Annotated in this window: 21 protein-coding genes; 7 read left to right on the top strand and 14 right to left on the bottom strand. The window is 65.5% G+C overall.

Annotation, left to right across the window (positions count from 1 at the left end; translation table 11 throughout):
• Nucleotide 1 precedes the first annotated feature (1 nt).
• The 4 genes from J4G12_03075 to J4G12_03060 are packed head-to-tail and all read left to right on the top strand — an operon-like array spanning nt 2 to nt 6,076.
• On the top strand, nt 2-2,017 hold the full coding sequence (locus J4G12_03075) for a cytochrome P450 (GenBank protein MCE2454790.1): 2,016 nt from the start codon (nt 2-4) through the stop codon (nt 2,015-2,017).
• A 41-nt stretch (nt 2,018-2,058) separates the two neighbouring features.
• The gene (locus J4G12_03070; protein MCE2454789.1) at nt 2,059-3,108 is read left to right on the top strand and encodes a Rieske 2Fe-2S domain-containing protein; all 1,050 of its coding nucleotides are present in this window, start codon (nt 2,059-2,061) and stop codon (nt 3,106-3,108) included.
• A complete protein-coding gene (locus tag J4G12_03065) occupies nt 3,105-4,511 on the top strand; it encodes an FAD-dependent oxidoreductase (protein ID MCE2454788.1) in 1,407 nt (468 codons plus the stop codon). The genes J4G12_03070 and J4G12_03065 overlap by 4 nt, the downstream gene beginning before the upstream one ends.
• Before the next feature lie 32 nt (nt 4,512-4,543).
• Nucleotides 4,544-6,076 (top strand): solute:sodium symporter family transporter, encoded by a 1,533-nt coding sequence (locus tag J4G12_03060; GenBank protein ID MCE2454787.1) that lies wholly within the window; start codon nt 4,544-4,546, stop codon nt 6,074-6,076.
• 291 nt (nt 6,077-6,367) lie between these two features.
• Here the strand turns inward: J4G12_03060 and J4G12_03055 are convergent, their stop codons facing one another.
• The 13 genes from J4G12_03055 to J4G12_02995 form a co-directional block, all read right to left on the bottom strand.
• On the bottom strand, nt 6,368-7,048 hold the full coding sequence (locus J4G12_03055) for a M23 family metallopeptidase (GenBank protein ID MCE2454786.1): 681 nt from the start codon (nt 7,046-7,048) through the stop codon (nt 6,368-6,370).
• A gap of 330 nt (nt 7,049-7,378) precedes the next feature.
• Nucleotides 7,379-7,762 (bottom strand): hypothetical protein, encoded by a 384-nt coding sequence (locus J4G12_03050; protein MCE2454785.1) that lies wholly within the window; start codon nt 7,760-7,762, stop codon nt 7,379-7,381.
• A gap of 7 nt (nt 7,763-7,769) precedes the next feature.
• Nucleotides 7,770-10,991 carry a glycosyl hydrolase gene (locus tag J4G12_03045; protein MCE2454784.1) on the bottom strand — a complete coding sequence of 1,074 codons (3,222 nt, stop codon included), beginning with the start codon at nt 10,989-10,991 and terminating at the stop codon, nt 7,770-7,772.
• A gap of 86 nt (nt 10,992-11,077) precedes the next feature.
• Nucleotides 11,078-11,617 (bottom strand): hypothetical protein, encoded by a 540-nt coding sequence (locus J4G12_03040; GenBank protein ID MCE2454783.1) that lies wholly within the window; start codon nt 11,615-11,617, stop codon nt 11,078-11,080.
• A complete protein-coding gene (locus J4G12_03035) occupies nt 11,617-12,096 on the bottom strand; it encodes a hypothetical protein (protein ID MCE2454782.1) in 480 nt (159 codons plus the stop codon). Before J4G12_03035 ends, J4G12_03040 begins: the two co-directional genes overlap by 1 nt.
• 107 nt (nt 12,097-12,203) lie before the next feature.
• Nucleotides 12,204-13,523 carry a hypothetical protein gene (locus J4G12_03030; GenBank protein MCE2454781.1) on the bottom strand — a complete coding sequence of 440 codons (1,320 nt, stop codon included), beginning with the start codon at nt 13,521-13,523 and terminating at the stop codon, nt 12,204-12,206.
• Between the two features lie 12 nt (nt 13,524-13,535).
• A complete protein-coding gene (locus J4G12_03025; GenBank protein ID MCE2454780.1) occupies nt 13,536-16,757 on the bottom strand; it encodes a SusC/RagA family TonB-linked outer membrane protein in 3,222 nt (1,073 codons plus the stop codon).
• 189 nt (nt 16,758-16,946) lie between these two features.
• Nucleotides 16,947-18,332: a TIGR01777 family oxidoreductase gene (locus tag J4G12_03020; protein ID MCE2454779.1), complete on the bottom strand. Its 1,386-nt coding sequence runs from the start codon at nt 18,330-18,332 to the stop codon at nt 16,947-16,949.
• On the bottom strand, nt 18,329-19,015 hold the full coding sequence (locus J4G12_03015) for a ribulose-phosphate 3-epimerase (protein ID MCE2454778.1): 687 nt from the start codon (nt 19,013-19,015) through the stop codon (nt 18,329-18,331). The genes J4G12_03020 and J4G12_03015 overlap by 4 nt, the downstream gene beginning before the upstream one ends.
• Nucleotides 19,012-19,806, bottom strand: coding sequence for a ribose-5-phosphate isomerase RpiA (gene rpiA / locus J4G12_03010; protein ID MCE2454777.1), 795 nt, complete (start codon nt 19,804-19,806; stop codon nt 19,012-19,014). Before rpiA ends, J4G12_03015 begins: the two co-directional genes overlap by 4 nt.
• A gap of 10 nt (nt 19,807-19,816) precedes the next feature.
• The gene (gene aroF / locus J4G12_03005; GenBank protein MCE2454776.1) at nt 19,817-20,920 is read right to left on the bottom strand and encodes a 3-deoxy-7-phosphoheptulonate synthase; all 1,104 of its coding nucleotides are present in this window, start codon (nt 20,918-20,920) and stop codon (nt 19,817-19,819) included.
• Nucleotides 20,917-22,299 (bottom strand): argininosuccinate lyase, encoded by a 1,383-nt coding sequence (gene argH / locus J4G12_03000; GenBank protein MCE2454775.1) that lies wholly within the window; start codon nt 22,297-22,299, stop codon nt 20,917-20,919. The genes aroF and argH overlap by 4 nt, the downstream gene beginning before the upstream one ends.
• Before the next feature lie 57 nt (nt 22,300-22,356).
• Nucleotides 22,357-23,562 carry an argininosuccinate synthase gene (locus tag J4G12_02995; GenBank protein MCE2454774.1) on the bottom strand — a complete coding sequence of 402 codons (1,206 nt, stop codon included), beginning with the start codon at nt 23,560-23,562 and terminating at the stop codon, nt 22,357-22,359.
• 98 nt (nt 23,563-23,660) lie between these two features.
• Here J4G12_02995 and J4G12_02990 point away from each other — a divergent pair, with 98 nt between their 5' ends.
• The 3 genes from J4G12_02990 to J4G12_02980 all read left to right on the top strand — a co-directional run bounded on the left by J4G12_02990 (nt 23,661) and on the right by J4G12_02980 (nt 25,528).
• Nucleotides 23,661-24,692: a pyridoxal-phosphate dependent enzyme gene (locus J4G12_02990; protein MCE2454773.1), complete on the top strand. Its 1,032-nt coding sequence runs from the start codon at nt 23,661-23,663 to the stop codon at nt 24,690-24,692.
• Nucleotides 24,693-24,838: 146 nt separating this feature from the next.
• The gene (locus tag J4G12_02985; GenBank protein MCE2454772.1) at nt 24,839-25,084 is read left to right on the top strand and encodes a hypothetical protein; all 246 of its coding nucleotides are present in this window, start codon (nt 24,839-24,841) and stop codon (nt 25,082-25,084) included.
• 246 nt (nt 25,085-25,330) lie between these two features.
• On the top strand, nt 25,331-25,528 hold the full coding sequence (locus J4G12_02980) for a hypothetical protein (GenBank protein ID MCE2454771.1): 198 nt from the start codon (nt 25,331-25,333) through the stop codon (nt 25,526-25,528).
• Between the two features lie 153 nt (nt 25,529-25,681).
• Here J4G12_02980 and J4G12_02975 read toward each other — a convergent pair whose 3' ends face one another.
• The gene (locus J4G12_02975) at nt 25,682-26,797 is read right to left on the bottom strand and encodes a hypothetical protein (GenBank protein ID MCE2454770.1); all 1,116 of its coding nucleotides are present in this window, start codon (nt 26,795-26,797) and stop codon (nt 25,682-25,684) included.
• Between the last annotated feature and the right edge of the window lie 189 nt (nt 26,798-26,986).

Raw genomic sequence — 26,986 nt, 5'->3', positions numbered from 1 at the left:
CATGCGATTTTCCGAGGAGCTCCTCCTCCTGCTGCACAGCGACGACACCGGCTATTTCGTGCCCGTCCCTGAGTGGAACATGTCGTGTGCGCTGGCTGGGGGCGTGCTCCTCGACCTCTCCCTGGAAGGTCGAATCGACTCGGACCTTGAGTCGCTGATTCTGGTCGATCCGACCCCGACCGGAGATCCGCTTCTGGACCCCACGCTCGCCGAGATCGCCCGGGATGAAACCGTCCGTACTCCACGGTTCTGGGTGGAACGAATCGCACAGCGCTCGGACAAGATAAGCGACGAATCGATGAATCGGTTGGTGAACGCGGGTATTTTCGAGGCCGACTCCGGCGGATTCCTGTCCCTGTCCAAGAAGGTCACGCGGACCGGTCGTTACCCGTTGGTGGACGGCCGCACCGGAGAGGAGATCAAGGGCCGGATCTTCCGCTCGCTCTTCGACGGCGAGATTCCCGAGCCTCGCGACGTGGCCATCATCGCCCTCGTTCACTCCTGCGGCGGTTTCCGCGCCATACTCGATCCGGACGAATTCGACGAGGCTAAGGACCTCATCGAGCTCTACGCCGGAATGGACCTGATCGCGAGAGGAATCGCGGTCGCGATCCGGAGCTCGTACAGACCGCCGTCGAGCATGCGCTCCGGCAGACGCCGGCCCATGCCGGAGGTCGGCATGTGGGAAATGCTCTCCTCGAAGGCCTTTCGCTCGAGGAACGTGCCCAAATTCCTGGCGGAGACGTTCAAGGAGCTGGGGCCGGTATACAAGCTCAAGTTCCCCGGCCGTGAATTGGTGGCGCTGGTGGGTACCGATGTCAACAAATGGGCGGCCAAGAAGGGCCGCCACCACCTGAGGACCCGGGACTACCTCCAGGGTTTTCAAGCGGAGTGGGGAACCGCGCGGTCCGTCGCCAGCCTCGACGGAGCGGACCACTTCCGCATGCGCAGAGCCATGCGGGCCGGTTGCTCGAGCGCGGTGGTCAAGGATCGGCTGGCGGAGCTTTTCCTGATCGGCCGGCGCACCTTCGAGAGATGGGGAACCGGTCGGGTCGTACCTGGGGAGGCAGCCTGCCAGGGACTCATCGGAGAGCAGATAGGCCGACTCTTCGTGAGCATCGAACGTACGGAAGACCTCATGGAAATACTCGACCACCTGCTGAAGTTCGAGTATCGGGCTCTGCTGGTCCACGTGCACCGTTTGCTACCCAAATTCCTGCTTCGCACTCCAAGGATGCGGCGCTACAAGAAAAGCGTTCTGGAACTGTACGACCATATTCACGCCTCGCACACCCCGGGTCAGCGCGAGGGCGAACGTCGGGACCTGGTGGACGACCTCATGGAACTGCACCACGCCGACCCCCAGTTCATGCCCGAGACCAATCTGGGGTTCGCGTTCATCGCGCCCATGATCGCCGGTCACTACCTGGGGAGCGCGACGGCTTTCTCGGTTTACGAGCTCTTGAAGCGACCGCGCTTCCGTGAACAGATCGTCGCGGAGGCCGACAATTTGTTCGCAGGAGGAGATCCGACCGCTGCGAACCTCAGTCCGGAATCCATCGACGCGGCGCACCGTTTTTCCATGGAAGTGCTGCGGCTCCACCCGGTCATACCGACGCATCTCCGCACGACGATGAATTCCTTCGAGGTCGGGAACATCGAAGTTCCGGCATACAGCGAATTGCTGGTCGGATATACGGCGACACACTACATGGAGGAATTCTTCCCGGATCCCGAGACGTTCGATATCGACCGCTATCTCGAACCTCGCGACGAACACAGGCAGACCGGGGCTTACGTCCCCTTCGGCGTCGGCACGCACGTTTGCGGAGGATCGGGATGGACCCGCCTACACATGGCGGCCAATCTGCTGCTGATGGCCCGCCATCTCGATATGGAGTTGGTACCAAGCAATTATCGGCTCAAGCTCAGCTCGTTTCCGAAGTCGTCTCCCGGTAAGAGCTTCAAGTTCAGGGTGAAGGGACATCGGCATCCTCTGCGGCCTGCCCAGTCTTGAATGCAGGCTTCAACAACCTATTCAGGAGCTCCTTCCAACTCATGCCTACAACCGCAGAGAGGAATCCGCCGACCCGTATCGACAGGCTTCCTCTCTTCCCCGAGGGCTGGTTCTTCGTCGCGACCCGACGGTCCATCGAGAAGCGGAAGCTGATCGAACGGAAATGGATGGGTGGAGAGATCGTCGTCTGGTGCGACGAAACCGGCCGCGTTTGCGTGGCGGATGCTTACTGCCCGCACCTGGGCTCCCACATGGGTCCGAAGGTAGGCGGCCTCGTGCGAGGCGGATGTATCGTCTGTCCTTTCCACGGGTTCGCTTTCGACACCTCGGGCAGTTGCGTCTCCACTCCCAACGCTCCGCCGCCGAAGGCCGCCAAGCTCAAGGTTTACGAAACCAGAGAGATCATGGGCCTGATCTTCGCCTGGTGGGGCCACGAGGGACGACCTCCTCAGTGGGAGCTGCCGGCCGAGCCGAGAGACGGCTCGAAGTGGAGCTCGGCGCTGCCTCGCACCCTCCGCTTCAAGGGCCATCCTCAGGAGACGACGGAAAACTCCGTGGACGTCGAGCACCTCGAGTACACGCACGGATACGACGACGTAAGGCCGGTCGAGATGCGGATCGAGGGCCCCTACCTCAAGAGCGCCTTCAACTTCTCCGCCACATCGAGGGTGGCCGGTATCTTCGATGTCGTCTCCCACGTTTCGGTTGTCGCCCACGTCCATGGCCTGGGCTACTCTTTCGTCGAGGTCCACGAGAAAGGCAGCGGCATCCGCTCGCGCATGTGGGTGCTGGCGACGCCGATCGACGGCACCTTCATCGACCTGACGATCGTCGCCCAGGTGCACGAAATCCGCAAGCCCGGGCAGTTCCTCAAGGGTCTCGCCTTCCTCCCGGTGAACCTGCGCCACAAGCTGATGGTCCGTCTCGCCCTTAGGGAGGAGATCCGCTATGTAAAGCAGGACGTGGTCATCTGGGAAGAGAAGCGCTATCAATCTCCACCGCGTCTGTGCCGGACCGACGGCCCGATCGGCAAGTATCGTCTCTACTGCCGCCAGTTCTATCCGGGCCTGCGCAAGAACGCCGCGGGATGACGGCGGGCAAGCGAGACTCGAAGCGTCGGCGCGTCGCCATCGTGGGCGGCGGAATATCCGGGCTTGGAGCGGCCTGGGGACTCCATCACCATCCTGACAGGTTCGACTTCCGGTTGTTCGAAGCCCGCGACCGCGTGGGCGGAAACGCCGTCACGGCCGACATGCCGCAGGACGGCGGCGGCTCCATCCCCTTCGACATCTCCGTCACGGCGTGCATCCCGTCCGTGTATCATCACATGGTTCTGCTCATGGAGCGGTTCGGCATCGAACTCTTGGATACCCGGTTCAGCTACAGCGTGAAGTATCAGGGCCGCATCTACGCGCACGACCTCGAGTCCGACCTCCGGGATCAACTGCAAGAGGAGATCACGAAATTCCAGCGACTCCTGAAGCGCCTCCACCGCTGGGGATGGTTGACCCGAGCCCGATCCAAGTTCGTGAACGCGCTGAATCCGTATAATTACGTCAGCATGGGGACTCTTCTGAACGTGGCCGGGTTTTCCGGCGACTTCAGGTACAAGGTGCTGAAGCCGATGTTCGTCAACTTCCTGATGGCGACCAACGTGTTCGACATGCCCGCTTCTCTGTTCGCGCGCTACCTCGAGTTCTTCGACATCGAGTCGGCTACGCCCATGCGGACGTGGGACCAGGGCACCCGACGCATTTACGAGCACATGACCGCCGGCTTCCGGGACAGAGTCCACCTCGGTCGCCCGGTCCGCAAGGTCTACCGCCATCGGTCCCACGTCGTGGTGGAAGACGGGAACGGAGCGCGGGAGAGCTTCGACGAGGTGATCTTCGCGTGCAATGCGAACCAGACCTTGATGATTCTCGACCGGACCACGCTGCTGGAGCGCTGCATCCTGTCGTCGGTCCGTTACGAAAGCGAACTTCACAACCATGCCATTGTTCATCACGACGCCTCCGTCCTTCCCGACAATGATGCGAGGCCGCTTTCGACGCGGAGCAATCACATCGAGCAGTACGGCTCAAGGCCCGACAACTATGAAATCACATACATCATGCACAACCAGCAACCGTGGGCGGGAAAGTCGGACAAGCCCTGTCTGGTGACGTACAATCCGATCACGCCGATCGACGAGGGGAAGATCGTCGACAGGTGGTGGTTTCAACATGTGGTTCACGACGTGCGCCAGGTCGCGCTCCTGGTCCCGCTGTTCAGCCTGATCCAAGGCAGGCGGAGATCGTGGCACTGCGGCGCTCACACGCTTGTGAACAGTCAGGAGACCTGCTTCGTCAGCGGGCTCGCCGCCGCCACTCAGCTCGGTGCGGACTATCCCTTCGAAGATCCCGAGGCCCGCCGGGTATTCGACTACTATGGACGGATTCTTCACGGCCTGCGGTTCAGGAAGGCGAAGACGATGAGCCGGAGCGCCGGTTGAGGCTTCCGTAGCGAGCACCAGCCGTCCAGTCGATGACTTCCTTTCAGCCCCTCGACATCGCCGCCTTCATCGGGTTCCTCGCGCTTGTCGTGGGCGTCTCCCTCTACGCGTCACGCGGGAAACACGACGCCGCCGACTACTTCCTCGCCGGACGCAACCTGCCGTGGTGGTTGATCGGCTTCTCGCTGATCGCTTCCAACATATCGACGGAGCACTTCGTGGGAATGGCGGGCCGCGGATACGACATCGGCCTCGCAATCGCCAGCTACGAATGGATGGCCGCGGTCACACTGGTTCTGGTGGGGCTCTTCTTCCTACCACGCTTCCTGCAGGCCGGCATCTACACGATCCCCGAATACCTGGAGTTCCGCTACGACCTGCGCACGCGGACTCTCATGGCCGCGTTCATCCTGACGGCGTACGTGTTCGTGGCGCTGGCGACGGTGCTTTACTCCGGCGCGCTCGCGCTGGAGTCCGTCTTCGGGATCGACAGGTTGGCCGGAATCTGGCTGATCGGGATCCTCGCCGGGGCGTACACGATCTACGGCGGGCTCAAGGCCGTGGTCTGGTCCGACCTGATCCAGGGCGTGGCGCTGCTGCTGGGCGGCGTCCTGGTGACGGTTCTGGGTTTCCGGGCGATCGGAGGCGTCGGACCGTTTCTCGAGGCCTCGGAAGGCAAGCTGCACTCCGTCCTGCCCTGGAACCACCCGGAGATGCCGTGGCTGGCAGTCTTCATCGGCGGCCTCTGGATACCAAACATCTTTTACTGGGGACTGAACCAGTTCATCACCCAGCGGACACTCGCCGCACGCAGCTTGGCCGACGGCCAGCGCGGCATCTTTCTCGCGGGTTTCATCAAGCTGGCGATCCCGTTCATCATCGTCTTCCCGGGAATCATGGCGGCCCAGCTCTTCGCTGACCAAGTGACCAATCCCGACCAGGCCTACCCGGTAATGATGCGCGAACTGCTGCCGGTTGGATTGACCGGCGCGATGTTCGCCGCGCTTTTCGGTGCGGTCATGAGCTCCTTGGACTCGATGCTCAATTCGGCGGCCACGATCTTCAGCATGGACCTTTACAAGCGCCACCTTCGGCCGGAAGCTTCGTCACGGCGGCTGATGGCCGTGGGACGGTTGACGACCGGTACGCTCGTGCTAGTGGGGTGCTTGTGGGCGCCGCTGGTCGCGCGGGCGGGAAGCGTCTTCGAATACATCCAGATGTTCTGGGGATTCATCTCGCCGGGGATCGTGGCGGCGTTCCTCTTCGGGATCTTCGTGCCGCGCACGCCGCCGGTTGCCGCTTTCGGGGGGATGATCCTGGGGATTCCCGTGTACGGGCTCCTCCTCTGGCGCCTGCCGCAAGTCGCCTTCCTGCACCATATGGCGATCACCTTCCTCGTGATCTGCGGTTTCATGGCGTTCCTTACGTTGCGCCTGGGCTTGGACGAGCCCCGCAGGCTGCCGAGAGCGGTGGACGGGGTGAATCTGACGCCGGCCCCGGGTGCGAGGTGGTGGGCTGCGGCGGTGATCGGGGGTGCGGCGGCGCTGTACGCGATCTTCTGGTAGCGGTTCATGCCACGAAGGTGGAATCCTCGACACCGGACAAGCTCGGAAACGGCGTGTTCCAGTCGCCCATGCGAAGCGAAGCGTCAAGTGACCAGCATACCCCGCACACTCACACCGATTTGCTCTCAGGGCGAGTCCTCGGGCGGCTTTCCAAGGGCCGTCCGAAGCTGTCCCGCGTCGGCCCCTGCCGATAGCGGTGAAGCGCCGTGCGGAGGCGTTTCGCCGTAGCGATTCCGATCGGCACTCGGCGGCTCATGTGGGCATCAGCCGTCGATGCCTAGCGGCCTCCGCTCATTTGCCCGCCGTCCCTCGGAGCCGTCCCAGAGCGGCCAGGTCCATTCGCACTTGAAGAGGCACAGCGTCTTCTTGACGAGGCATAGCGTCTTCCGGCATCAATTCGCCGCGGAATGCGCCGACGTGCACGTGGGGGTGGAACGACGAACCGTTGTTCCCGATGCGGGCGACCGGGTCGCCTGCCCGCACGGTGTCACCCGGGGATACGGTCACCTCGCGGACATGGGCGTATGCGACATAGACATCCGTGGGTTGGCCGTCGACCAGCTGTTGAAACCCGATGAAGCTCGAACGGCCCGAGCCCCGGACGCCGGGAACCGTGGATTCGGGATTGATATGGATTACGATGACGACCGCGTCGAAGGGTGCCAGCAGCGGCTCGCGCCAGCCGTGCCAATCCTCGTTGCGGGCTCCGTCTCCCGTGTAAAGCGACAGCAGCTTGCCGTCCGGTCCGCCGTCCCGCCGCACCACGACGCAGTCGGCGCCGAGCGCGTCGGGGACGTGGTCCTCCGCGCCGAGCGGATGTTCGGAGCACTGGAACCGCGCCGCGACGGGCGGGTGGATGGTCACCGCCTCGATTACGGCCGGAACGGCCTGCGCATTCACTGGCGCGCAGCGCAGCGCCTGACCGAGCATTGGCAGCATCGCGGCCGCAAGGATGATGTGGAGCGTCTTCATGATTCGCCTTCCCCGGTAGAGCGTATGTCCCGTGCGTTCCAATAGGTCCTGCGTTCGGTCCGACCGGTCGGCGCCACACGAGCTCGAACGGTGGAAGCTAGCCCACCGTGCGCCGGTACACCACCTCGCCCGTTCGGGTCGATCTCGACGACCATTTCCGGGCCGGGGCGGATCGCATCGGGCGGGATCACGGTGTTGGCGGACACGGACGGCGATCCCTGCTCCACTTCGGTCGGAATCGGCCGGCTTGCCCCAAGCTCACTTGTGCTCCTCGAGAAATCGCGCCAGGGCGCCGAGACAGGGTGGCCCGGCGGGTAGCCGACCTCGACCTTACCTCCTCCGCAGAAACGCCCCCCTGGGATCGACGGGAATGACGAGTTCCACACGGTCGCCCGGGGCGACGTCGATGGCGTTGGTGTTGTAGGTGTCGCCCGCCAGGAAATCCATGCGCAGCCGGAGGTCGTCGAGCCGTCGCCAAGGAATCGTGAAGTTTCGCGTCGCCTTCCCCGGAACCTGCCCCACCAATCGCGTCCCGCTGACGCTGATGGCGTGGATGCGACAGTCGTTGAAGCTCTGGTTTTCGATGGAGATGCCGATCTCGGAAGAAGCCTGACGGCGGGGATCGAACGGGTTCTCGGCCTGCGCCACTGAGCACGCCGTCAAGAACGGCAGCCCCGCGAGCAAAGCCGGCAGAACCTGTCGCCCCCGAATCACGGCACGATCACGCGATCGGCGGTCGATTCACGACGATCGGATCCAACCCCAGATCTTCGAGGAGTTCGTTCAGCGCCGCGAGGTCGTCGGCTATGACCACCGCCAGCGCTTCCAGTTGCGCGTCGAGTTCCTCGGAGAGGGCATCGAAGACCGCGTAGGATTGGTCGGTGGGTCGGTGCTCCGATCCCTCCACGTGGTTCAGGAGCGCCGCGAGCTTGTTGTTGAGCTTGATCGGATAGTTGAGGGGATCCTGGTTCGACCGGTTCCGCACCTGGTAGATCTCCTCTTCGATCCCGCCGAGCCTGCCTTCCACCTCGGAGCCCATCTCCTTCAGACGACCGTCGTCGCTCTCCTCCATCCGCGCTTCGATCTGCTCCTTGAGCTGGCGGATGTCGATCACGGACTGGTTGGCGTCGGTGACCCGGTCCCGAATGCGCACCGCGAATTCGAAGCGTTCCTCCAGGTCTTCCACCGTGACCCCTTCCGCGCTCGCTCGCGGGTTCGGTAGGATAGCGAAATCCTGAACGTATCTCTCGCCGTCGACGGTCAGCTCCACGCTGTAGCTTCCCGGCGTGGCCGCAGGTCCCGCGTTCCCGGCGGCCCAGAAGATGCGGCCCTCGAAGTCCGTCCAGCCGTCGTGTCGCATGTTCCAGCGGAAGACGTTGGTACCTTCCCTTCTCGACGGACGCGCGCCTCCGCCTCCTCCACCGCCGAAGGGTCCACGTCGCGGCTGCTCCACCTCCTCGTCTTCTTCCTCGTCGGTGCCGGCCGCCGGACGCGAGACGGCCTCGAGCAGCACGCTCCCCGCGTCATCCATGAAGGCGATTCGGACCTCGTCCGCCTCCTCCGCGAGGCGGTAATGGACCTCGGCGCTGTTGTCGATGCGGCGCACCGGGTCCTTGGGGTCGAAGAGAACGGTGCGCTCGGCGAGGTCGCCTCCATCAGTTTCCATCAGGGCATCCTGCGCCTGTCTGAGGATGTGCAGCCCTGGAAGAACCCAGAAGGAACGTCCGTGCGTGCCGATCACAAGATCGTGATCCTCCACAACCAGGTCCGATACCTGCACCGCAGGCAGATTGAGCGACAGCGGCTGCCACCACGCCCCGTCGTTGAAGCTGACGTAAACCGTCCGCTCCGAGGCCGCGTAGAGCAGCCCCGGGTTCATGGGGTCTTCGCGGACCGCGCGAATGAAGTCGTCCTCGGGGATGCCCCCCGTGATTCGGAGCCAGCTCGCCCCGTAGTCTTCCGTCTTCCAGATGTAGGGGGACCGATCATTGTCCACCAGGTACCTGATTCCAGCCACGTAAGCCTTTCCGGGTGTGGTGGGCGACGCTTCGATGGTGTTGATGCGGGTGAAATCCGGTGCACCGGGCGGGGTGACGTCGGTCCAGCTCGGCGATTCGGAGGCCGCGTCACGCGAAATGTGCACGATCCCGTCATCGGAGCCCGCCCAGAGCACGTCGGCGTCGTGGTACGAGGGAGCGATGGCGAAAATGGTCGCGTAGGTCTCGACCCCGGTCTGGTCCTTGGTCACCGGACCGCCCGAGGGTCCCATGGTCGCCGGATCGCTCCGGGTCAGGTCGTCGGAGATCTGCTCCCAATTCTGCCCCTCGGTCATGCTCCTCCACACCTTCTGCGTTCCGGTGTAGATGACACCGGGATCGAACCGGTTGAAGACGATCGGGAAGGTCCACTGCACCCGCTCGCGGAGATCCTCGGAGGATTGCCCCATCGGGTTCTCCGGCCATACCTGGATGGCCCTGGTCAGACCGGTCCCGTGGTCGTAGCGAGAGAGCGAACCGCCATAGCAGCCCGCATAGTAGATGTCCAGGTCGACGGGATGCGGTGCGATGTAGCCGCTCTCGCATCCGCCAACGCTGAAGAAGTGGCCTCCGCCCCCGAATCCTCCGCCTGCGGAGAGGTGATTCCAGCCGGACGAGGGCATGCAGGCGGTCGAGTTGTCCTGCTGGGCGCCGCAGATGAAATAGGGGTCGTGATTGGTGGTGATGACCCTGTAGAACTGTGCCGTCATGTAACGCTGGTCGGTCCACGACCCTCCGCCATTGAAGGAGACGTTCGCTCCTCCGTCGTTGGCGTTGATCATCCGCTCGGGATCGGAAGGAGAGATCCACAGGTCGTGGTTGTCGCCGTGCGGTACCGAGATCTGACGCGGGAAGGTCTCGCCCCCGTCCTCGGATCTATAGAACCCGGTGTTGAGCACGTAGACCACTTCCTCGTCGGCTGGATCGGCATAGATCCGGGTGTAGTAGAAGGCCCTCTGGCGCAGCCGCCGGTCTTCGTTGACGCGCTCCCAGGTCCCCCCGCCGTCTTCGGAACGGTAGACGCCGCCCATGGGCTCGTGTTCAACCATAGCCCACACCCGGTTCGAGTTGGCGCCCGACACCGCCACGCCGATCTTTCCGACGGGCATCTCGGGCTCGAGCCCGAGGTTGGCGGTGATCTCCATCCAGCTCTCGCCTCCGTCCTCGGATTTCCAGAGTCCGGAATCCGGTCCGCCGGAAGACATTCCCCAGCTCTTGCGCCAGGCCTCCCAGATGGAAGCGTAGATCACGTCGGGGTTATTGGGATCGAGCACCAGATCGGCAGCTCCGGCTCGCGGACTCTTGAAAAGCGAGTGGGTCCAGCTTTCGCCTCCGTCCACGGTCTTGAAGACGCCGCGTTCGGGATTCTCGGCCGAGTGGATGCCGAACGCGGCCACCCACGCCACGTCGCAGTTCTCGGGATGGATGCGGATGCGCGAGATGTTCTGGGTCGCCTCCAGACCGATCCTTTCCCAGGTCCTGCCCCCGTTCACCGACTTGTAGGCCCCGTCGCCCTGCTGGATGTTGCCGCGCAACTGGGTCTCGCCGGTGCCGATGTAGACGACGTCCGGATCGGCGTCGCAGACCGCGACCGCACCCACTGATGCGCTTCCGATCTGACGGTCGGTCACAGGCCGCCAGTTGTTGCCGCCGTCGGTGGTCTTCCACAGCCCTCCGCCAGTGGCTCCGAAGAAGTACTCGAAGGGGCGGGATTCGCTTCCGGCCACCGCCGTCGAGCGTCCGCCTCGGGCTATGCCCACGTTGCGCCATCTTAAGGCGTCGAGGACATCCTCCGGTACTTCCTGCGCGCGCGCCGCCGCCGGAGTCGAGAGGGAGCCGATCGCACCGAGCAGGAGGGTCGAGAGAAGGATGCGCCGGAACGCGGCGCCGAGGTGGGTGGTCTTCATGCGTCTATGGGTCGGCGTCCGTGGGAAAGCGAGTTGCGGACCGTGAGCCGGTCCGTCCCGCCTAAGGTTGTACGCCGGCCGGTCGTTCATCGGCCGGTGGAGATGCTGAACAAGGGAATTGACGGTACCGGTCGAGTGGTCCCGCCCCCGTCGGGGGGAACCATTCCCTGTTGCCCGCCGCCGACGCCGAAAGCGGCTGCGGCAAGGCCGACGGCGACAGCGGTGAGGCCCACACCCAGGACAACGCTTCTGTTCTTGGCGTATACTCGTTCCTCGAGCCGAAGGGCTTCGTTGAGCGAGATCGAGATGGTGTCGTGGCGAACGATGTCGCGGAAGGCCCCGTAGCTCGCTCTGCGCGATATGGCCAGCACGAGCGAATCGGTCGGCGCCGCCTGGACGACGACGCCCTCGACCGAGGCCGAAGTGCCGGTCGTGGCGTTTCGGTCCTGAACCGCCGAGGTCACCGGGACGGTAACTCTGACGGTGCTGCCCGCCGCAGGCTCTTCGACGGGGATGTACTTGTGACAACCGGCGAGAAGCGCGGCCGCGATTACGAGCAGCGGGCTAGCCAGGCGGCGGCGAGCCGGATGGAGCTTTCTCCGCCGGCTCTTCTCGGACGCACTCATCAGAAAGTCACCTCGTCAACCTGTGCCGCAAGCTTGTTGAAGAGATAGACGAAGGCCCACGGGTTTTGCGGGAAAATGCCGCCGGCCTGCGAGTATACGCTCCGTCCGTCGACCGCCACGGTGGCTTGCACTTCCAGCGTGTCGCCTTCTAGCGGGCGCACCAGGACGAACCATTGGTTCGCGCCTTGGATGTCGAAGACGGTGTCGATCGGCAGCGTGTGAATCACGGTGTCGGGTGTGATCACGTGAACACGCGCTCCGCCGGTCTCGGTCTGACCGGAGACGAAGTCGATCGCGTAGATGACCTCGGCCCTCTTGCCGTCGGAGCCGCTGAGGCTGAACCTTACCTCCTCGGGCTTAGGTTCTACCCACAGATCGCAGGCCCAGAGGCCGATCGTCAACCCCGCGCAGGCCACCGCTCCGGTCAAGGCGGACGCTCTGGTCCTCGTTCGTCCGATGCGGCCCCTTTCGAATTTCATGTACGTTGTCCTCCGTTTACGCCTGAAACCCGGACCCGCCCCAAAGTGGGAGCGAGCCCGGGTTCGTTGGCAAGGTCAGCTAAACCCAACCTGAGTCGGGGCTCGGGCTAGCCGCTGCACCCCAGTCCGTTGAGGTGGCAGTTGGCCCTGACCTCGATGATCGAGATCGGGAGCATGGTGCCCGGTGCGCTGCTGGTGGCTCCGGCACTCTGCCAGAGCTCGTCCTTGAGGCCCCAGCGGTACATGTCGGCGAGACGCAGACCCTGCAAGAGGGTGTTCACCCTGCGGGTGTGCTGCAACATCGCCATCGAGTCCATCTGACCCGAGTAGGGGGTCAGTCCGTCCATCGCCCGGACCGCATTGACCGAGGCTGCGAAGCCGGCCATGTCGCCTCCGGCGAGCGCGTTTTCGGCCTTGATGACATGCATCATCCGGGTCGACGCCAGGGTCAGCGGAGGATAAGGGTTGCCCTTGTCCATGAAGTTGCCGCCCTTCCACTGGTTCATCCACTTGATGACCGCGGGATCGGCGATACCGTCGATTGGATCCATCATGGCGATCCCGTCGACGTCGTTGGCGGCGTTCCACGTCACAAGCGAAGGATCGACCTGGTTCTCCTTGCGGTCGTTGATCCAGCTCGCCATGGAGTTGTCCACCGTACCGGCGGCGTAGTTGAAGTTGTAGATCCAGTCGCCGGGTTGCTGCGCTATGACCCCGTCCGCGTCCATGACGGCCCCAGGAGAGCTGACGAGTCCGTTCCCTGAAGGGGCCGGATTGATCGCGTCCCAGATTGCGCGGGAATGCTTGGCGCGCGCCCGGATCGCCATGGCCTTGAGGGCGGTGTCGTCGTTGCCGGTCGAGATCGCCGCGTCGAGACGGGCGATGGCGGCGTCGATGACGGTATACATGTTTGCCGCGCCGACCGGCGGGCCGTCCTCGGTCTTGTCGGAGAACGCGAAATCTTCCTGGACCTCTCCGATCACCATGTATATGATGCCGGAGTAGAGGTTGGCGCGCGCGAGGTTCTCGCGCATCGATGTGGACTCGGGATTGTTACCGACGTGCCCGGTCAGGATCTCGATGGCCTCGTCGCTCATCCAGCGAGCCTGTCCCATAGCCGGGAACGGCCCGTCGATGAACTCGTTGTATGGATCGTCCACGAATCCGTGGTCGAGAGAGAGCCACGCGTCGCGCGAACCTATCCAGCGAAGCTCGTCGGAGGCGACCAGATACGGCTGCCACGACTGCGAGACCGAGGAGGCCACTAGAGCGTGCGAGCCGTTGGCCACAGCCGAGGCCGCCGCTTCGCGACGAATCGACTCCTCGACCAGGTTGTTGGGGTTGTTGACGTCCAGGAGATCGCCGCACCCCGCGAGCGCGGCCATCGCCATGAGGGACATCGTTCCCTTGATTGCGATCTTCTTCATTCTTGGCGACTCCTAGAAGGTGATGCGGGTGGTGAGCGTGAAGCGCCGCGGGATCGGGATCCCCCAGCCCTCCGTCGAATCGAGGAAGTTGCAGTTGAGGCCGGCGTTGCACCTGCCGAGCACATTGCCCTCGGGGTCCATGCCGACGTAGTCGCCGAGCATGAAGAGACGCAGGTTGCGCGCTCCGAGGTTGACGGTGGCGGTGCCGAGGCCGAGATTCTCGACGACTGCGGGCGGGACCCGGTACGTGAGGGACACCTCGCGCAGGTTGAGCCAGTCCGCGTCGTACACCGCGTTGAGCCCGCTCATCGGAGAGAGCGACTCGATCTCGCTGACCCAGGCGATCGCGGCGTCGAGCCTCTGCTGAGCCGACGAGGCCGGATTCTGCATGATGGCCGAGAGCTCGGCGGAGCGTGGCGTGTTGCGCCCGATGAAGGAATTGGAGCGGCGGAACTGGCCGGAGAGATCCTGCACCTGGTGGCCGAGCTTGTACTCCACGAGAGTGGAGAGCTCGAAGCGGCCCGCGAACGGCATGTTGAAGCCGAAGGATCCGGCGAAGTCCGGGCTCGGCTTGCCGAGGTAGCTCTCGAGCAGCCCTTGGCCGCAGTTGTGTGACGCCACCTTGCCGTTGGGATCGTCGAAGGTCGCGTTGGACGCGTCGTTGCCGACGGCCAGGGGCTTGAATTCGCTCGGGTTCCTGGCCTGGCTGAAGTACTCCAGCGCCTGATCGATCGTCGGGATCACGCACTCGCCGCCCACCGGGGCGAAGAGGTTCAGAGGAATGTCCACGTCGGCCAGCTTGGCGCCGAAGAAAGAGCCGGGGCTGAAGCCCTCGATCAGGTAGTTGCGATAGCGGGGATAGCTTCCGCCCGTCTTGAGAGGCGGCGCTCCGCCGAGGGAGGCGATCTGCTCGGTCAGGTACGCCGTGTTGGCGAAGACGTTGAGGGAGAGGTTCTCGCCTTGGAGGAGTGCGCCGCGCAGGTTGAGCTCGAGACCCGAGGCCTCCATCTCGCCGATGTTGTCGAGCTGGGTGGAGGTGAAGCCGCCCGTTACCGGGAACTGGCGAGCTACCAGAGCGTCCGAGACCGTCCGCGTCCACCAGGTGGCGTCGACGGACCAGCGGTCGTTGAAGAGTCCCATCTCGGTGCCGACCTCGAACTCGGTCGATACTTCGGGGCGGAGCGCGTCGTTGCCGAGGTTGGCGGGGCGGACGCCCGCTCCGGTCTCGGCGGGCTGCGGCGAGAACGTGGTGAACTTGTCGAACGCCCCTGGCTGGAGGCCCGAGCGGCCGACGGCGGCCCTGACCCTGAAGGTCGAGATCGTCTCGTTCGTCCAGTCGAGCCCTTGCGAGGGCACGACGGAGATCGAAGCCTTCGGGTAGAAGGCGGTGCTGAACTCGGATCCGAACGCCGAATTCGCGTCCCAGCGGCCGCCGACGGTCAGGAAGACCCAGTCGTTGTAGCCGATCTGATCCTGGACGTACCCGCCGATCTGAGTTACTCTCAGCCAGCTCTCGAAGGAGCTCTCGTTGGCGAGAGCCGAGAGGGTCTCGAGACCCGGCCCGGGGAACTCGTCACCTTCTCCGCCTGCCGACTGCGACTGTCTCAGGAAGCCCTGGGCGCCGAAGAGAAGGGTGTTCTCGATCATGTCGGTGCTGAAGACATGCGAGCCTTTCAGGTCGGCGGTGATCTCGCGGGTTCTGTTCTCCTGGACGTTGCGTGAGCCGAGCGGGGTCGAGCCGGAGTAGTTGTCGACGTTCCAGCCGTAGGGACGGAAGGACACCGCGTCGTCCGAGGTGAAGTCGAGGCCGAAGGTACCGTCGAGGCGGAACGCGTCGGTGGGGGTGTAGCTGATGTTCGTGGAGCCGGCGAAGTGCTGCGAGTTCACGAAGTTGAGCTGGTAGGCGTTCTCCCTAGTGGTCGCGAACGCCGGAGCTCCGTAGAGGTTGTTGGGCGTCGCCAGACGAAGTTGCATCATGAGCGCCGACGAGAAGACGCCGTAGATGTTGTTCGAATTGTCAGGCGTGTGGTGCTCCATGTCGGAGTAGAGAGTGCTGACGCCGATGCGCACCTTGCTGTTCGGGATCACCGTGAAGTTGCTGGTCACCGAGGCGCGACGGTTGGTGTCGGTCTCGGGCGCGACTCCCTCGGCGGGCTCGAAGACGCCGACGTCGTAGGGACCGTCCTCGTAGGCGAAGCGACCCGACACGAAGTATTGGAAAGCGTTGGAGCCGCCGGAAACCGAACCCGAGTAGGTCTGGCCCAAGCCGGTGGTGAGAAAGTCGGGGATGACGTCCTCCTCGAAGGGCTCGAAGAGCCCCAGCGTGCGACCCCAGCGCTCCTGGATGCGTCCTACGTCGGCCTCGCTCTCGGCGAAGTCCGCGACCGGCAGGATGCGGTTGGTCGGTACGGAGACGCCGGTGAGGTCGGCTGCCAGGGTGAAGCGCGGCGCACCCACCTGTCCTCTCTTGGTGAAGATCTGGATGACGCCGTTGGAGGCCTCTGTTCCGTAGAGAGTCGCCGCGGCGGCTCCCTTGAGGATCTCGACGCGCTCGATGGACTCCGGCGGGATGTCGTCGAGACGCGACGGGTTGCCCTGGCCGTTGAAGTTCTGCACGGCGGAGCGGTCCACCCGGATGCCGTCCACGTAGATGATGGGCTCGTTGAGCTGCGAGAGCGACGAGGAGCCGCGGATGCGGATGCGCGCGCCCTCGCCGGTGTAACCGGAGGAAGGCAGGGCGACCACGCCCGGCTCGCGTCCCGCGATCAGTTGCGAGAAATCCGAGACGGGCGCGTTCTCGACCGTCGAGACGTCGAGAGTGGCGATGGTGTTGCCGAGCTTGCGTCTCTCGGTGGCAACCCCTGCTCCGGTGACGACGATCTCGTCCAAGGTTATGGCGGTCTTCGTCAGCGAGAAGTCCAGGCTGGCCGACCCGCCCGGCGTTACGGTCACGGTCTGGCTGGCCCGACGGTAACCGACGCTCTGGGCGATGACCTCGTATTCACCAGGGGGGACGCCGAGCAGGAGGTAGCCTCCAGCGGCCGTGGTAAGCGTCCCGTAGGGGCTGTCCGGGATGTAGACCTGGACAACCTCGATCGGACGTTGAGTGGCGGCGTCTCGCACCGTGCCGACCACCTGGCCGTTTTGCGCCGCCACCGATCCCGTGCCCGCGACAAAGGTCGCGAGTGCGAGTGCGGAACCGAAGACGATTCTACTCACGATAGTTGGCTTCATGTTTCCCTCGTTAGTTGAAGCATTGCGTGTGCGTCCCGGTGACCGCCTCCATGTGAGCAGGCCGGCGGGCCGGAAAGTCGATGTACGGAAGATAATACCTAGTCGCGCGGATTGCTGCAAGGGCCGAAGTTCGGCCGTCGGTTTCGCTTGAGCGGGCGCGGCGCCTTGATGACGCTCTCGGTCTTCCGGTCAGGTTCGTCCCAGCTGATGCGCGAGCGAGTCCTCGGCGCCCTCGAACTCGAAGCGGAATCCAGACTCGATCAGCTTCGCCGGGACGGCCCGCTGTCCCCAGAGGAGCACCTCCGTCCCCAACTGCCCGAAGGCGGCCTTGATCGCCAGCGACGGAACCGGAACCAGGGTCGGCCTGCCCAGCGCTCTTCCCAGCGCCGAGGTGAAGGCCGCGTTCGGAACCGGGTTGGGCGCGGTCGCGTTGACGGCTCCGCCGAGTCGCCCGTCCCTGAGCACGTGATGGATGGCCGCAGTCAGATCGTCGGCGTCTATCCAACTGAAGTACTGGCGGCCGGCGGCGATGCGTCCGCCGACGCCGAACTTGAACGGCAACAGCATCTGCCCGAGCGCACCGCCCGCCGGGGAGAGCACGGGCCCGATCCGCATCTTGGCGACCCGGATCCCGGCCTTCTCCGCCGCCTCGGTCGCCCCCTCCCACTCTCGGCACACGTCCGCGAGGAAGCCCCGGCCCGACTTCGCGGACTCGTCTAGTCGTTGGTCGCCCCGGTTGCCGTAATAGCCGACGGCCGACGCGCTCACGAGCGTGCGCGGTCCTGACGATGAGCGCGCCAGAGCCCGTGACATCAGTGCGGTGCCCCTGGTCCGGCTCAGCCGTATCGCCCGTCTGCGATCCGGTGTCCAGCGTCCTTGTGCGATCGGCGCTCCCGCAAGATGGACCACGGCGTCCAGTCCCCTGAGGGCCTTCTCGTCCATCTCGCCCGCCGCCGGGTTCCAGTAGGCGCGAGAGCCGCCCGGGCTTCCCGCCGCTTCACCATGCCGGCGTGTGAAGCGCAGCACGTCGTGGCCGCCGGTCTCGAGGAAAGCGCAGAGCGCCGATCCTACCAGCCCCGAGGCCCCGGAAACGCCCACGCGGAGCCCGGGAGCTCCGCTGTGCTCGGCATGGCGGTCGAGATCCGCTTGCAGACGCCGATAGCGGAAGGCGAAGAAGCGACCCAGTTCGCGCTTGACGAGGTTCGGAGCGAAACCCGCCCCGGCGCCTGCCGGGAGCTCGACGTCCAGCCTGTCGACGATGCGGGTGCCTCCGTCCTCGGTCGGCTCGAAGAGGTGCTCGTGCCTCCAGCGGCGCATCGGGCCCGACACCTGCTCGTCCACGAAGCGTTCGCCTCGCCTGTATCCGGTGTGGCGGAGCTCCCAGCGATAGGCGCTCGGGCCGTACTTCACGCGGAGCACCCTACGGCCGCCCTCGCCGATGCCGCCGTTCGATTCTAGCACTCGGACCTTCGTCCAGGGCGGGGTGAGACGCTCGAAGGCTCCCGGGCGTTCGTGCCAGGCGAAGACGGATTCGGGGCTGTGGCCCGGAAGTTCGGCGGAAAAGGTGAGCTTCACGCGAACGACCGGGTCAGGGCTCGTCGGATCTCCCTCACGCCCGCGGAACCGCCCGCGGGATGGCCGAAGACCGCCGATCCGGCCACAAGGACTGTCGCGCCGGCTTCCGCGATCCGCGCCGCGTTCGACGCGTCCACGCCTCCGTCCACCTCTATGAGGGTGTCGCCGTTCATCCGCGCGATCAGCTCGGAGGCCCGCCTGACCTTGTCGGCGCTTCCCGGGATGTAGCCCTGTCCACCGAACCCGGGATTCACCGACATGACGACCAGAAGGTCGATCCCGTCAAGGACGCCCTCGACCGCGGAGAGCGGAGTCTCCGGATTGACGGCCACCCCTGCCTCGACCTCCAGCTCGTCCAACGTCTTAAGGACGGCGGCGAGATCGTCGCAAACCTCGGCGTGGACCGTGATCGCGTCGGCCCCCGCGTCGGCGAACGACCTCAGGTACGCCTCCGGATTCTCGATCATCAGGTGGACGTCGAGAGGGAGAGCGGTGCTGCGTCTGGCGCCCGCGACGATCACCGGTCCCATGGTCAGGTTGGGGACGAAGTGGCCGTCCATGACGTCGACGTGGATCCAGTCGGCTCCGCCAGCCTCCACGTCGGCGATCTCCTCGGCGAGTCTGGCGAAGTCGCAGGAGAGGATGGAAGGCGCGATCAGCGGACCGGACACCGTAGGGTTCATGCCCGCGCTCCCGGATGCGAGCCCTCGCCGGACCCTGCGGCGGCCCCCCGACGATCGTCGGCCTGCGCGAGCTCCTCGCGGCGCTCGCCGCCCCCTCGGCGAAGCAGCTCGACCCTGGCGCTCCCCGCGACGACCGCGAAGTCGGCCATGCCCAGAAAGAACCCGGACTCGACCACCCCCGCCCTCGCGGCGAGTGCTGCCTGCACGGAAACCGGGTCGGCCGGCTCCGCCCAGGCGAGGTGATAGATGAAGTTGCCGTTGTCGGTACGGTAGGGCTCGCGGCCCTCCATGCGCAACCGGGGTTCGGCTCCCAGCTCTTCGAAAAACGACACGTGGACCTCGTGCTCCCAGGGGATCACCTCGACCGGAAGCGGCGCCTTCCGGCCCAAGCGTTCGACCAGCTTGGAATCGTCGGCCACCACCACGAACCGACGCGACGCCCGCGCCACCATCTTCTCCCGCAGGAGCGCCCCGCCCAGTCCCTTGGTGAGGTCGAGCCCGGGAGCGACCTCGTCGGCCCCGTCGACGGTAAGATCGATCACCTTCGTTCCGGAAAGGGACGTGAGCCGGATCCCCACCCTCTCGGCGAGCTTCGCAGTGCGCACTGAGGTGGCAATTCCCACGATCTCCGAGAGCTCGCCTGCGGAGACGGCCGACCCGAGCAGTTCCACGAAGGGCTCGACCGTGCTTCCCGTCCCCAGCCCGAGAACCATGCCGCTCTCGACGAAGGAGAGCGCCCTTCGGGCGGCTGCGCGTTTGAGCTCGGTGCGGGTCACCGTCCGCCGGTCGATCCCCGAATCTTCAGCCGCTCGCGGCGGATGCGGCGGTCCTCTTCTCGGCCGCCCCGGAGGACACGCCTACGGCGGCCGGTCCCGCTCTCGGCTCTTCGCCGGCCACGCTGCGACCTGCGGCCTCGGCAAATCCCGCGAGCCCCGCCATGAGCGAAGAGAACTCGGCGAAATCGAGCGACTGTTCGCCGTCGGACGCGGCGGTCTCGGGGTCGGGATGCACCTCGACGATCAGGCCGTCGGCTCCTGCCGCGATCGCCGCGTAGGAGAGCGGGGCGACCAGGTGGCGGTATCCTCCGGCGTGCGACGGGTCCGCGACGACCGGCAGGTGCGTCTCACGCTTGAGGACGGGGATCGCGGCCAGGTCGAAGGTGTTCCGGGTCGCGGTGCCGAAGGTACGGATCCCCCGCTCGCAGAGGATCACGTCGTTGTTGCCCTGGCTCATGACGTACTCGGCGGCCAGGAGGAGGTCTTTCACGGTCGCCGCCATCCCTCGCTTGAGCAGGACCGGGCGCAGGGTTCGGCCCACTTCCTGGAGGAGGTTGAAGTTCTGCATGTTGCGGGTGCCGATCTGCAGAACGTCGGCATAGGACGCCACGAGCTCGACGTGACGGGTGTCCATGACCTCGGTCACGAGCGGGAGGCCAGTCTCTTCCCGGGCCTCGGCGAGGATCTTGAGCCCGTCTTCACCTAGTCCCCGCCAGGAATAGGGGGAGGTCCGGGGCTTGAAGGCGCCGCCCCGCAGGGCTCGCGCACCGGAGGCTCCGACGTTGTGGGCGGTGTCGAGCAGCATGTCGCGCCCTTCGACCGAGCACGGACCGGCGATGACCGCGATCTCAAGCCCGCCGAGCTCGACCTCGCCCAGCTTGATCTTCGTGTCTCCGGCTGCGAAGTGCTTGGAGGCGAGCTTGTAGGGACGCTGAACCTCGTGGACGCGTTCGACCCCGGGAACGGAGAGCAGGGGCACGCTTCTGAGCAGCGTTTCGTCTCCGATGCAGCCGATGACGGTGCGTCGTTCACCCTCGGAAAGGTGAGTGCGCAGACCCAGCGCTTCGACGCGTTCGCGAATGTGGTTGATTTCGTCGGCGCTGACGCCGGCGCGGGTGATGATGATCATGTTGGCGAAGTTGCGGAGAAGCCTGCCGTCGGGGAGCCCTTCCGTGCGGGGTGGAGGCGACCTCTGACGTTGGCGAGCTGTTCGAGGACGGCCCTGCGCGAAGTGCCGCCGGCGGTGTTTCGAGTTTCGACCGAACGCTCGAAATCGAAGACGGCGGCAAGATCGCCGCCGAGCGAGGAATGGGCTTCGGCCAAATCCTCCTTGGGGAGTGAAGCGACGCCGATGCCGAGAGATTCGGCCTTACGCACGAGCCGGCCCACTATTTCGTGGGTTTCGCGAAAGGGCACCCCTTCCCTGACGAGATGATCCGCGAGGTCGGTGGCGAGCATGGCTGCGTCGAGGGAGGCGGAGACGCGCTCCGCGGAGAAGCTTAAGGTCCGAACGGCGCCCGTCGTTGCAGGCAGGAGCACCTTGAGGGTGTCGGCGGTGTCAAAGATAGCCTCCTTGTCCTCCTGGAGGTCGCGGTTGTAGCCGGTCGGCAGCCCCTTGGCCAAGGTCAGAAGCGTGGTAAGGTTGCCCGCCAGTCGGGCCGCCTTGCCTCGGGCGAGCTCCGCAGCGTCGGGATTGCGCTTCTGAGGCATCAGGCTCGACCCGGTGGAGAAGCCGTCGGAGAGCCTCACGAATCCGAATTCGCGCGACGAAAAGAGCACGAGGTCTTCACCCAGGCGTGAGATGTGGACGCCCGCGAGAGCGCCCGCGTAGACCAGATCGCACATCCAGTCCCGGTCGGAGACGCCGTCCATCGAGTTCTCCGAGACCCGTTCGAAGCCGAGCTCCGCCCGGATCGCCTCTCGGTCGACGGGAAAGGGGCAGCCGGCGAGAGCGCCTGATCCCAGGGGCAGCACGGAGGCGGCTCGGCGGGCCCGTTGGAAGCGGCCGGCGTCGCGAAGCAGCGGAAAGGCGTGGGAGAGAGCCCAGTGCGCGACCCTGACCGGCTGGGCCTGCTGGAGATGTGTGTAGCCGGGCATGACCAGGTCGAGAGTTCGTTCGGCGAGCTCGGCGAACACCGAGATCAGCTCCTCGAGGTCGGCGACCACCTGCTCGGCGACGGCCATCCCCCAGAGGCGCGTGCCGGTCGCGGACTGGTCGTTTCGCGAACGTCCGGTGTGGAGCTTTCCGGCCAGGGGCCCGATCTCTTCGCCGAGAAGGCGTTCCACGGCCGAGTGCACGTCCTCATCCGGTGCGCCGTCGAGCCCCTCCCGCTCGATCCGCTCGCCCACCCTTCCGAGGCCGGCGACGATCCGCTCGACCTCATGTTCGTCGAGCACTCCGGCCCGTCCGATCGCCCGGGCCCAGGCGAGGCTGCCCCTTATGTCCTCGCGCCAGAGCCGGCCGTCGACGGGAAGGCAGAGATTCAACGGCACCATCTCCGGGGCCATGGGCTCCTCGAAGCGTCCGCCCCAGAGGGAGCCGGAAGGGGTGGCCACGACGAGGCGCTAGTCCCCGAAGTCGAGCGAGGTCACGCCTGCCTCCGCGCGCACCGGGATGCCGAAGAGGCGAATGAAGCCCGTGGCGTCGGCGTGATCGTACGATTCGGCGGCGCCGAAGGAGGCGAGATCCTCCCTGTAGAGCGAGCGCGGACTGTTGCGCCCGACCACGTGGCAGCCCCCCTTGTAGAGGTCGAGCCCCACCTCGCCGGTGACTCGCTCCGCGAGCACGTCGGTGGCGGCCTGCAAGGCCTCCCTCTCCACCGTCCACCATCTGCCTTCGTAGACCAGGTCGGCCCAGCGCATGGCCATCTCGTCCTTGAGCCCCTCGGCCTTGCGGTCGAGCGTGATCGACTCGAGGTCCCGGAGGGCCGCGTGGAGGATGGTGCCGCCCGGGGTTTCGTATACGCCGCGGGATTTCATTCCCACGAGCCTGTTCTCGACGAGATCCGCCCGGCCGACTCCGTGCCGACCGCCCAATGCGTTAAGGGTGGAGAGCAGCTCGACCGGGTCCATCCTCTCGCCGTTGACGCTCACCGGGGTTCCCGCATCGAAACCGATCTCGACCCTTTCTGGTTCGTCGGGAGCGTTCAGAGGAGAGTCGGTCAGGATGAACATCTCTTCGTCGGGACCGGCGCCAGGGTCCTCCAGAGGGCCGCCCTCGTGCGAGAGGTGCCAGAGGTTCTCGTCGCGGCTGTAGAGCTTGTCGGTGTCCACGTCTTCAAGTGGAATGGAGCGTTCACGGGCGTACTCGAGCGCATCCTCGCGAGAACGGATCTCCCATTCGCGCCAGGGGGCCACGATCTTGAGCAACGGGGCGAACGCGAGGTAGCCGAGCTCGAAGCGCACCTGATCGTTACCTTTGCCGGTGCAGCCGTGAGCCAAGGCGTCCGCGTCGACCTCGATGGCGACCTCCGCCTGGCGCTTGGCGAGGATGGGGCGGGCGATCGCAGTGCCCAGCAAGTACTTGCGGCCGTATACGGCCCCGATGCGGAGTGTGGGAAAAACGAAATCCTCGACGAACTCCCTGCGCAGATCCTCGCCGAAGAAGGCCGTTGCGCCTGATGCCAGGGCGCGTGCCTCGAGTCCCTCCAGGCCGCCGCGCTGACCGACGTCTCCGGCCATGCAGATGACTTCGGCGTCGTACTTCTCGCGCAGCCAGGGAACGATGATGGAGGTGTCGAGCCCTCCGGAATATCCCAGCACGACCTTCATCTATGCTATCCTCCGCGTATGGCAGTTTGCTCTCGCGAGATTGTCCAAGGACTGTCAGCGCAAATCTAGCTAGATTGCCGCGATGAAAGGAAACACGGGTGTCTGAGATCTCGAGCTCCGAGCCTGTCGTGCCGAAGGCCTCGGAAACCGGAAGCTGGGACGTCGTCCTCTCCGAGGCCCGCGCCGGAATGGCGGATGCGAGCGCCGCGGTGCGCCGCGCGGTCAGACGCACACCCATGCTCTTCTCACCGGACCTGTCGGAGGAGCTCGGCGCCCCGGTTCACCTCAAGTGCGAGAACCGGCAGATCACCGGCTCCTTCAAGGTGCGGGGCGCGTTCAACGCCGTCCGGCTTCTGTCGGAGAAGGAGCGGCGGCGGGGCGTGTCGACCATCTCGGCCGGCAATCACGCTCAAGCGGTGGCCTGGGCGGCCGCGCAGGCAGGGGTGGCCGCGCTCGTGGTCATGCCGGCGTCGGCCTCGCGCTACAAGGCCGAAAGGGCGCGTCGTCTGGGAGCCGAGGTCGTCCTCGCCGGTGACGTCGCCGAGGCGTTCGAGACGGTGGAGCGGATCACGCGGGAACGCGGGCTTATTTTCCTCCACCCGTTCGACGCGGAACCGGTGGTTTACGGCCATGCGACCTGCGGCGAGGAGATCTTCGAGGAGCTTCCCGAGGCGGATGCCGTCGTCGTGCCGGTAGGAGGCGGCGGACTCGTGTCGGGTGTGGCCCTGGCGGCGAAGTCGAAGGCCGAAGCTGGCGGCGCGCGCGTCTGGGGGGTGGAGCCGGTCGGGGCGGCGGCTATGGAGGCGAGTCTGCGAGCTCGCGAAGCGGTGCGGATCGCGAGGCCCCGGTCGGTCGCGGACGGCCTGGCTCCGCCGATGGCCGGAAAGCTCACCTTCCGGATCGTGGACCGGGCCTGCGAGGGAGTCGCGCTCGTGACCGAGGACGAAATCCTCTCCGCCGCGGGTTTTCTACTTAACGTGGAGAGGCTCGTGGTCGAACCCTCCGGGGCGGCCGGGGTCGCTGCCTTGCGCGCGGGTAAAATCCCCGTCGCCGGCGACCGACCGGTGGTCGCGGTCCTTACCGGCGGCAACATCGACCCGCGAACGCTCGCCGAACTTTGTACCGGGTAGCGCCGGGCCGTCGACACTGGGTTTTCCGTGCTCGCTTGGAGGGCGCGGCGTGCCCATGCGCGGGTTATCTTGAGTTGGACCCCGATCAGGCTCACCTGAGCTAGACCCCTACTTGACCCGACCCCTGCTGAAGCGGAAAGCGTCCGATGTCGAACATCCAGGAGATCCCGCCAGACGAGGCCACCGGCCTGCTGCGCCGTCTCTTCGACCAGGCCGTCCAGCGTTCGGGGCGCGTCTGGGGCATCGTCCGCGTCATGAGCCTGAATCCTCCCGTGCTGAGAAGCTCGATGGACTTCTACCGTGCGGTGATGTTCGGCTCCTCACCTCTCTCCAGATGGCGGCGGGAGATGCTCGCGGTGGTCACCGCCCGGGCAGTGGACTGCTTCTACTGAACTCAGGCGCACGCGCATGATCTCCGGGAAGAGATCGAGGAAGCCGCCGATCACCACGAGATCGACCTGACCCGCCACGGCCGGGAGGGCGACGAAGACGACGACGCGGATGGAACAGGCTCGGGTGGCGGAGCCGCTGCGACCAGGGATGAGGCCTTGGACGACTTCGTGCACTCGATCGCGCGCGAAGGAAGGTCTCCGGGGCTCTCGGTCGCCGACGCCGCGCTCTGCGAGTACGCCGAGAAGATGACGCTGACGCCCTCCGAGCTCGACGCCGCCGATCTCGACCGGCTTCGAAGGCTCGGTTTCAGCGATCGCGCCATCCACGACGCGACACAGGTGGTCGGCTACTTCAACTACATAACCCGGGTCGCCGAGGGGCTCGGCGTGGAGCCGGAGGATTTCATCCACCCCTGGGGAGGAGCGCTCAGCAAGGGACGGTAACCCAGGCCTGCGGCGGAAAGAGGGCGGTCGAGTTGGATCGGCGGCCGTCTCCGGTGGAGATGTCTGGAACGCCCTCCGGGTCGTCCACGGCCGGGGATTCTCATACAAATCGCCCTACCGTTCGGCCTTGGGCCGCAGGGCCGGCGGCGGCCGCTACCGTTGCGCAGAAGGTCGGTCCGGCCTCACCCCCGCCGTCAGCCGCCAGATTCCCACGGTCAGGACGGGTACGACGTAGACCGCGATAAACCCCAACGTCAGAGTTCCGTAGCCGCTCGCGATCAGCGCGGTGAGGCCGAACCCGCTCAGAGCGGTGGCTGCGGCCAACGGCACGGCCGCTACCCGCAGCCGGATGGGAAAGGGGAGCTTTCCGCCCCGTTCGGCTCGAGATCCGGCGATCCTTTCGTTGAGGCCGTGGATAAGAGCCGCTCCGGTCTCGATCAGAGTGCCGAAGAGTATCACCTGAAAGATCACTTGGAAGGTTCTCGAACCGAGCGCTTCGAGCAGTTCGTTGGCAGGGACGGTGGCGTCGAGAATCGTCGGATAGGCCCCGGCCATCGCCAGGAAGAAGAGCAGCCCGGGAACCATGGCCACCGGACCGGTGAGAGCCCCCGCGACCAGCGTCTCCTTCCTAGTCCTGTGGAACCTGATGGTGGCGAGAACGGGCGTGATCACCGCGAGATTGTATCCGGCGTAGCGGATGCCCGCCCAGGCGCTCGCAAGCCCGGTCCCGTCGGCTTCGTCGTCCGCGAACGCCTGCCCGATCTCGGACCCGAACTCCCGAAGGCAGAGCGCCACGAACACCGCGTAGACCGCGTACAAGGCCAAGGACCAGCCCGCGAAGAAGCGCTCGAGCGGTTTGCTTCCACCCGCCACCAGCAAGGCTATGGCGGAGACGGCCAGGCCGACCCCGACCCAGCGATTGACGCCGAACGCTTCGTCGGCGATGGAACCGGCGGCGGCGGCGATCACGGCCAGCACGATTAGCAGAAGGAGCAGGTAGCAAAGCTCGAACAGCCACCAGCCCGGGCCGAGCAGGCGGCGGAAGAAACGTCCGTAGTCGTAGGCTCCCCATACTCGCGCCAGCTCGAAGGTCACCATCGACACCGTGCTGAAGACCGCTGCGGAGGCGATGATCGCGAAAAGGCCGCCCCTAGGACCCAGGCTCAGGAAGAACTCGACGAGCTCGCGACCAGTGCCGTAACCGCCGCCTATGACCGCCGACTGGAACACGAGAGCGGGCAGGAGATATCGGACCAGCTTGCCGGACATGGTTCTCCCCGGACGGCGTGGGACTCGCACCGCGAAGCGCTCTGCGGTAGCGTCAACCTTACGCCGCCCGGGACCCGGGAGCAAACGAGGAGTCGAGGCTGCGCCTCCGCCGCGCGATTCCTGGCCGGGCGGCTCCGCGGTTACCTTCCCTTCCCTCTTCACTCGCCACACCGCCATGACAAACTCGTC

It is taken from the genome of Gemmatimonadota bacterium (assembly GCA_021295815.1).
Lineage (GTDB): Bacteria > Gemmatimonadota > Gemmatimonadetes > Longimicrobiales > Gaopeijiaceae > JAGWBQ01.
The sequence above is the reverse complement of the archived record's forward strand: the minus strand, read 5'-3'. Positions and strand labels throughout refer to the sequence as shown.

Excerpts from the sequence above, each read along its gene's own strand:
- J4G12_03075 (MCE2454790.1), top strand. The coding sequence starts at position 2 with ATGCGATTTTCCGAGGAGCTCCTCCTCCTGCTGCACAGCGACGACACC.
- J4G12_03070 (MCE2454789.1), top strand. The coding sequence starts at position 2,059 with ATGCCTACAACCGCAGAGAGGAATCCGCCGACCCGTATCGACAGGCTT.
- J4G12_03065 (MCE2454788.1), top strand. The coding sequence starts at position 3,105 with ATGACGGCGGGCAAGCGAGACTCGAAGCGTCGGCGCGTCGCCATCGTG.
- J4G12_03060 (MCE2454787.1), top strand. The coding sequence starts at position 4,544 with ATGACTTCCTTTCAGCCCCTCGACATCGCCGCCTTCATCGGGTTCCTC.
- J4G12_03055 (MCE2454786.1), bottom strand. The coding sequence starts at position 7,048 with ATGAAGACGCTCCACATCATCCTTGCGGCCGCGATGCTGCCAATGCTC.
- J4G12_03045 (MCE2454784.1), bottom strand. The coding sequence starts at position 10,991 with ATGAAGACCACCCACCTCGGCGCCGCGTTCCGGCGCATCCTTCTCTCG.
- J4G12_03040 (MCE2454783.1), bottom strand. The coding sequence starts at position 11,617 with ATGAGTGCGTCCGAGAAGAGCCGGCGGAGAAAGCTCCATCCGGCTCGC.
- J4G12_03035 (MCE2454782.1), bottom strand. The coding sequence starts at position 12,096 with ATGAAATTCGAAAGGGGCCGCATCGGACGAACGAGGACCAGAGCGTCC.
- J4G12_03030 (MCE2454781.1), bottom strand. The coding sequence starts at position 13,523 with ATGAAGAAGATCGCAATCAAGGGAACGATGTCCCTCATGGCGATGGCC.
- J4G12_03025 (MCE2454780.1), bottom strand. The coding sequence starts at position 16,757 with ATGAAGCCAACTATCGTGAGTAGAATCGTCTTCGGTTCCGCACTCGCA.
- J4G12_03015 (MCE2454778.1), bottom strand. The coding sequence starts at position 19,015 with ATGAACCCTACGGTGTCCGGTCCGCTGATCGCGCCTTCCATCCTCTCC.
- aroF (MCE2454776.1), bottom strand. The coding sequence starts at position 20,920 with ATGATCATCATCACCCGCGCCGGCGTCAGCGCCGACGAAATCAACCAC.
- argH (MCE2454775.1), bottom strand. The coding sequence starts at position 22,299 with ATGGCCCCGGAGATGGTGCCGTTGAATCTCTGCCTTCCCGTCGACGGC.
- J4G12_02995 (MCE2454774.1), bottom strand. The coding sequence starts at position 23,562 with ATGAAGGTCGTGCTGGGATATTCCGGAGGGCTCGACACCTCCATCATC.
- J4G12_02985 (MCE2454772.1), top strand. The coding sequence starts at position 24,839 with ATGTCGAACATCCAGGAGATCCCGCCAGACGAGGCCACCGGCCTGCTG.
- J4G12_02980 (MCE2454771.1), top strand. The coding sequence starts at position 25,331 with ATGACGCTGACGCCCTCCGAGCTCGACGCCGCCGATCTCGACCGGCTT.
- J4G12_02975 (MCE2454770.1), bottom strand. The coding sequence starts at position 26,797 with ATGTCCGGCAAGCTGGTCCGATATCTCCTGCCCGCTCTCGTGTTCCAG.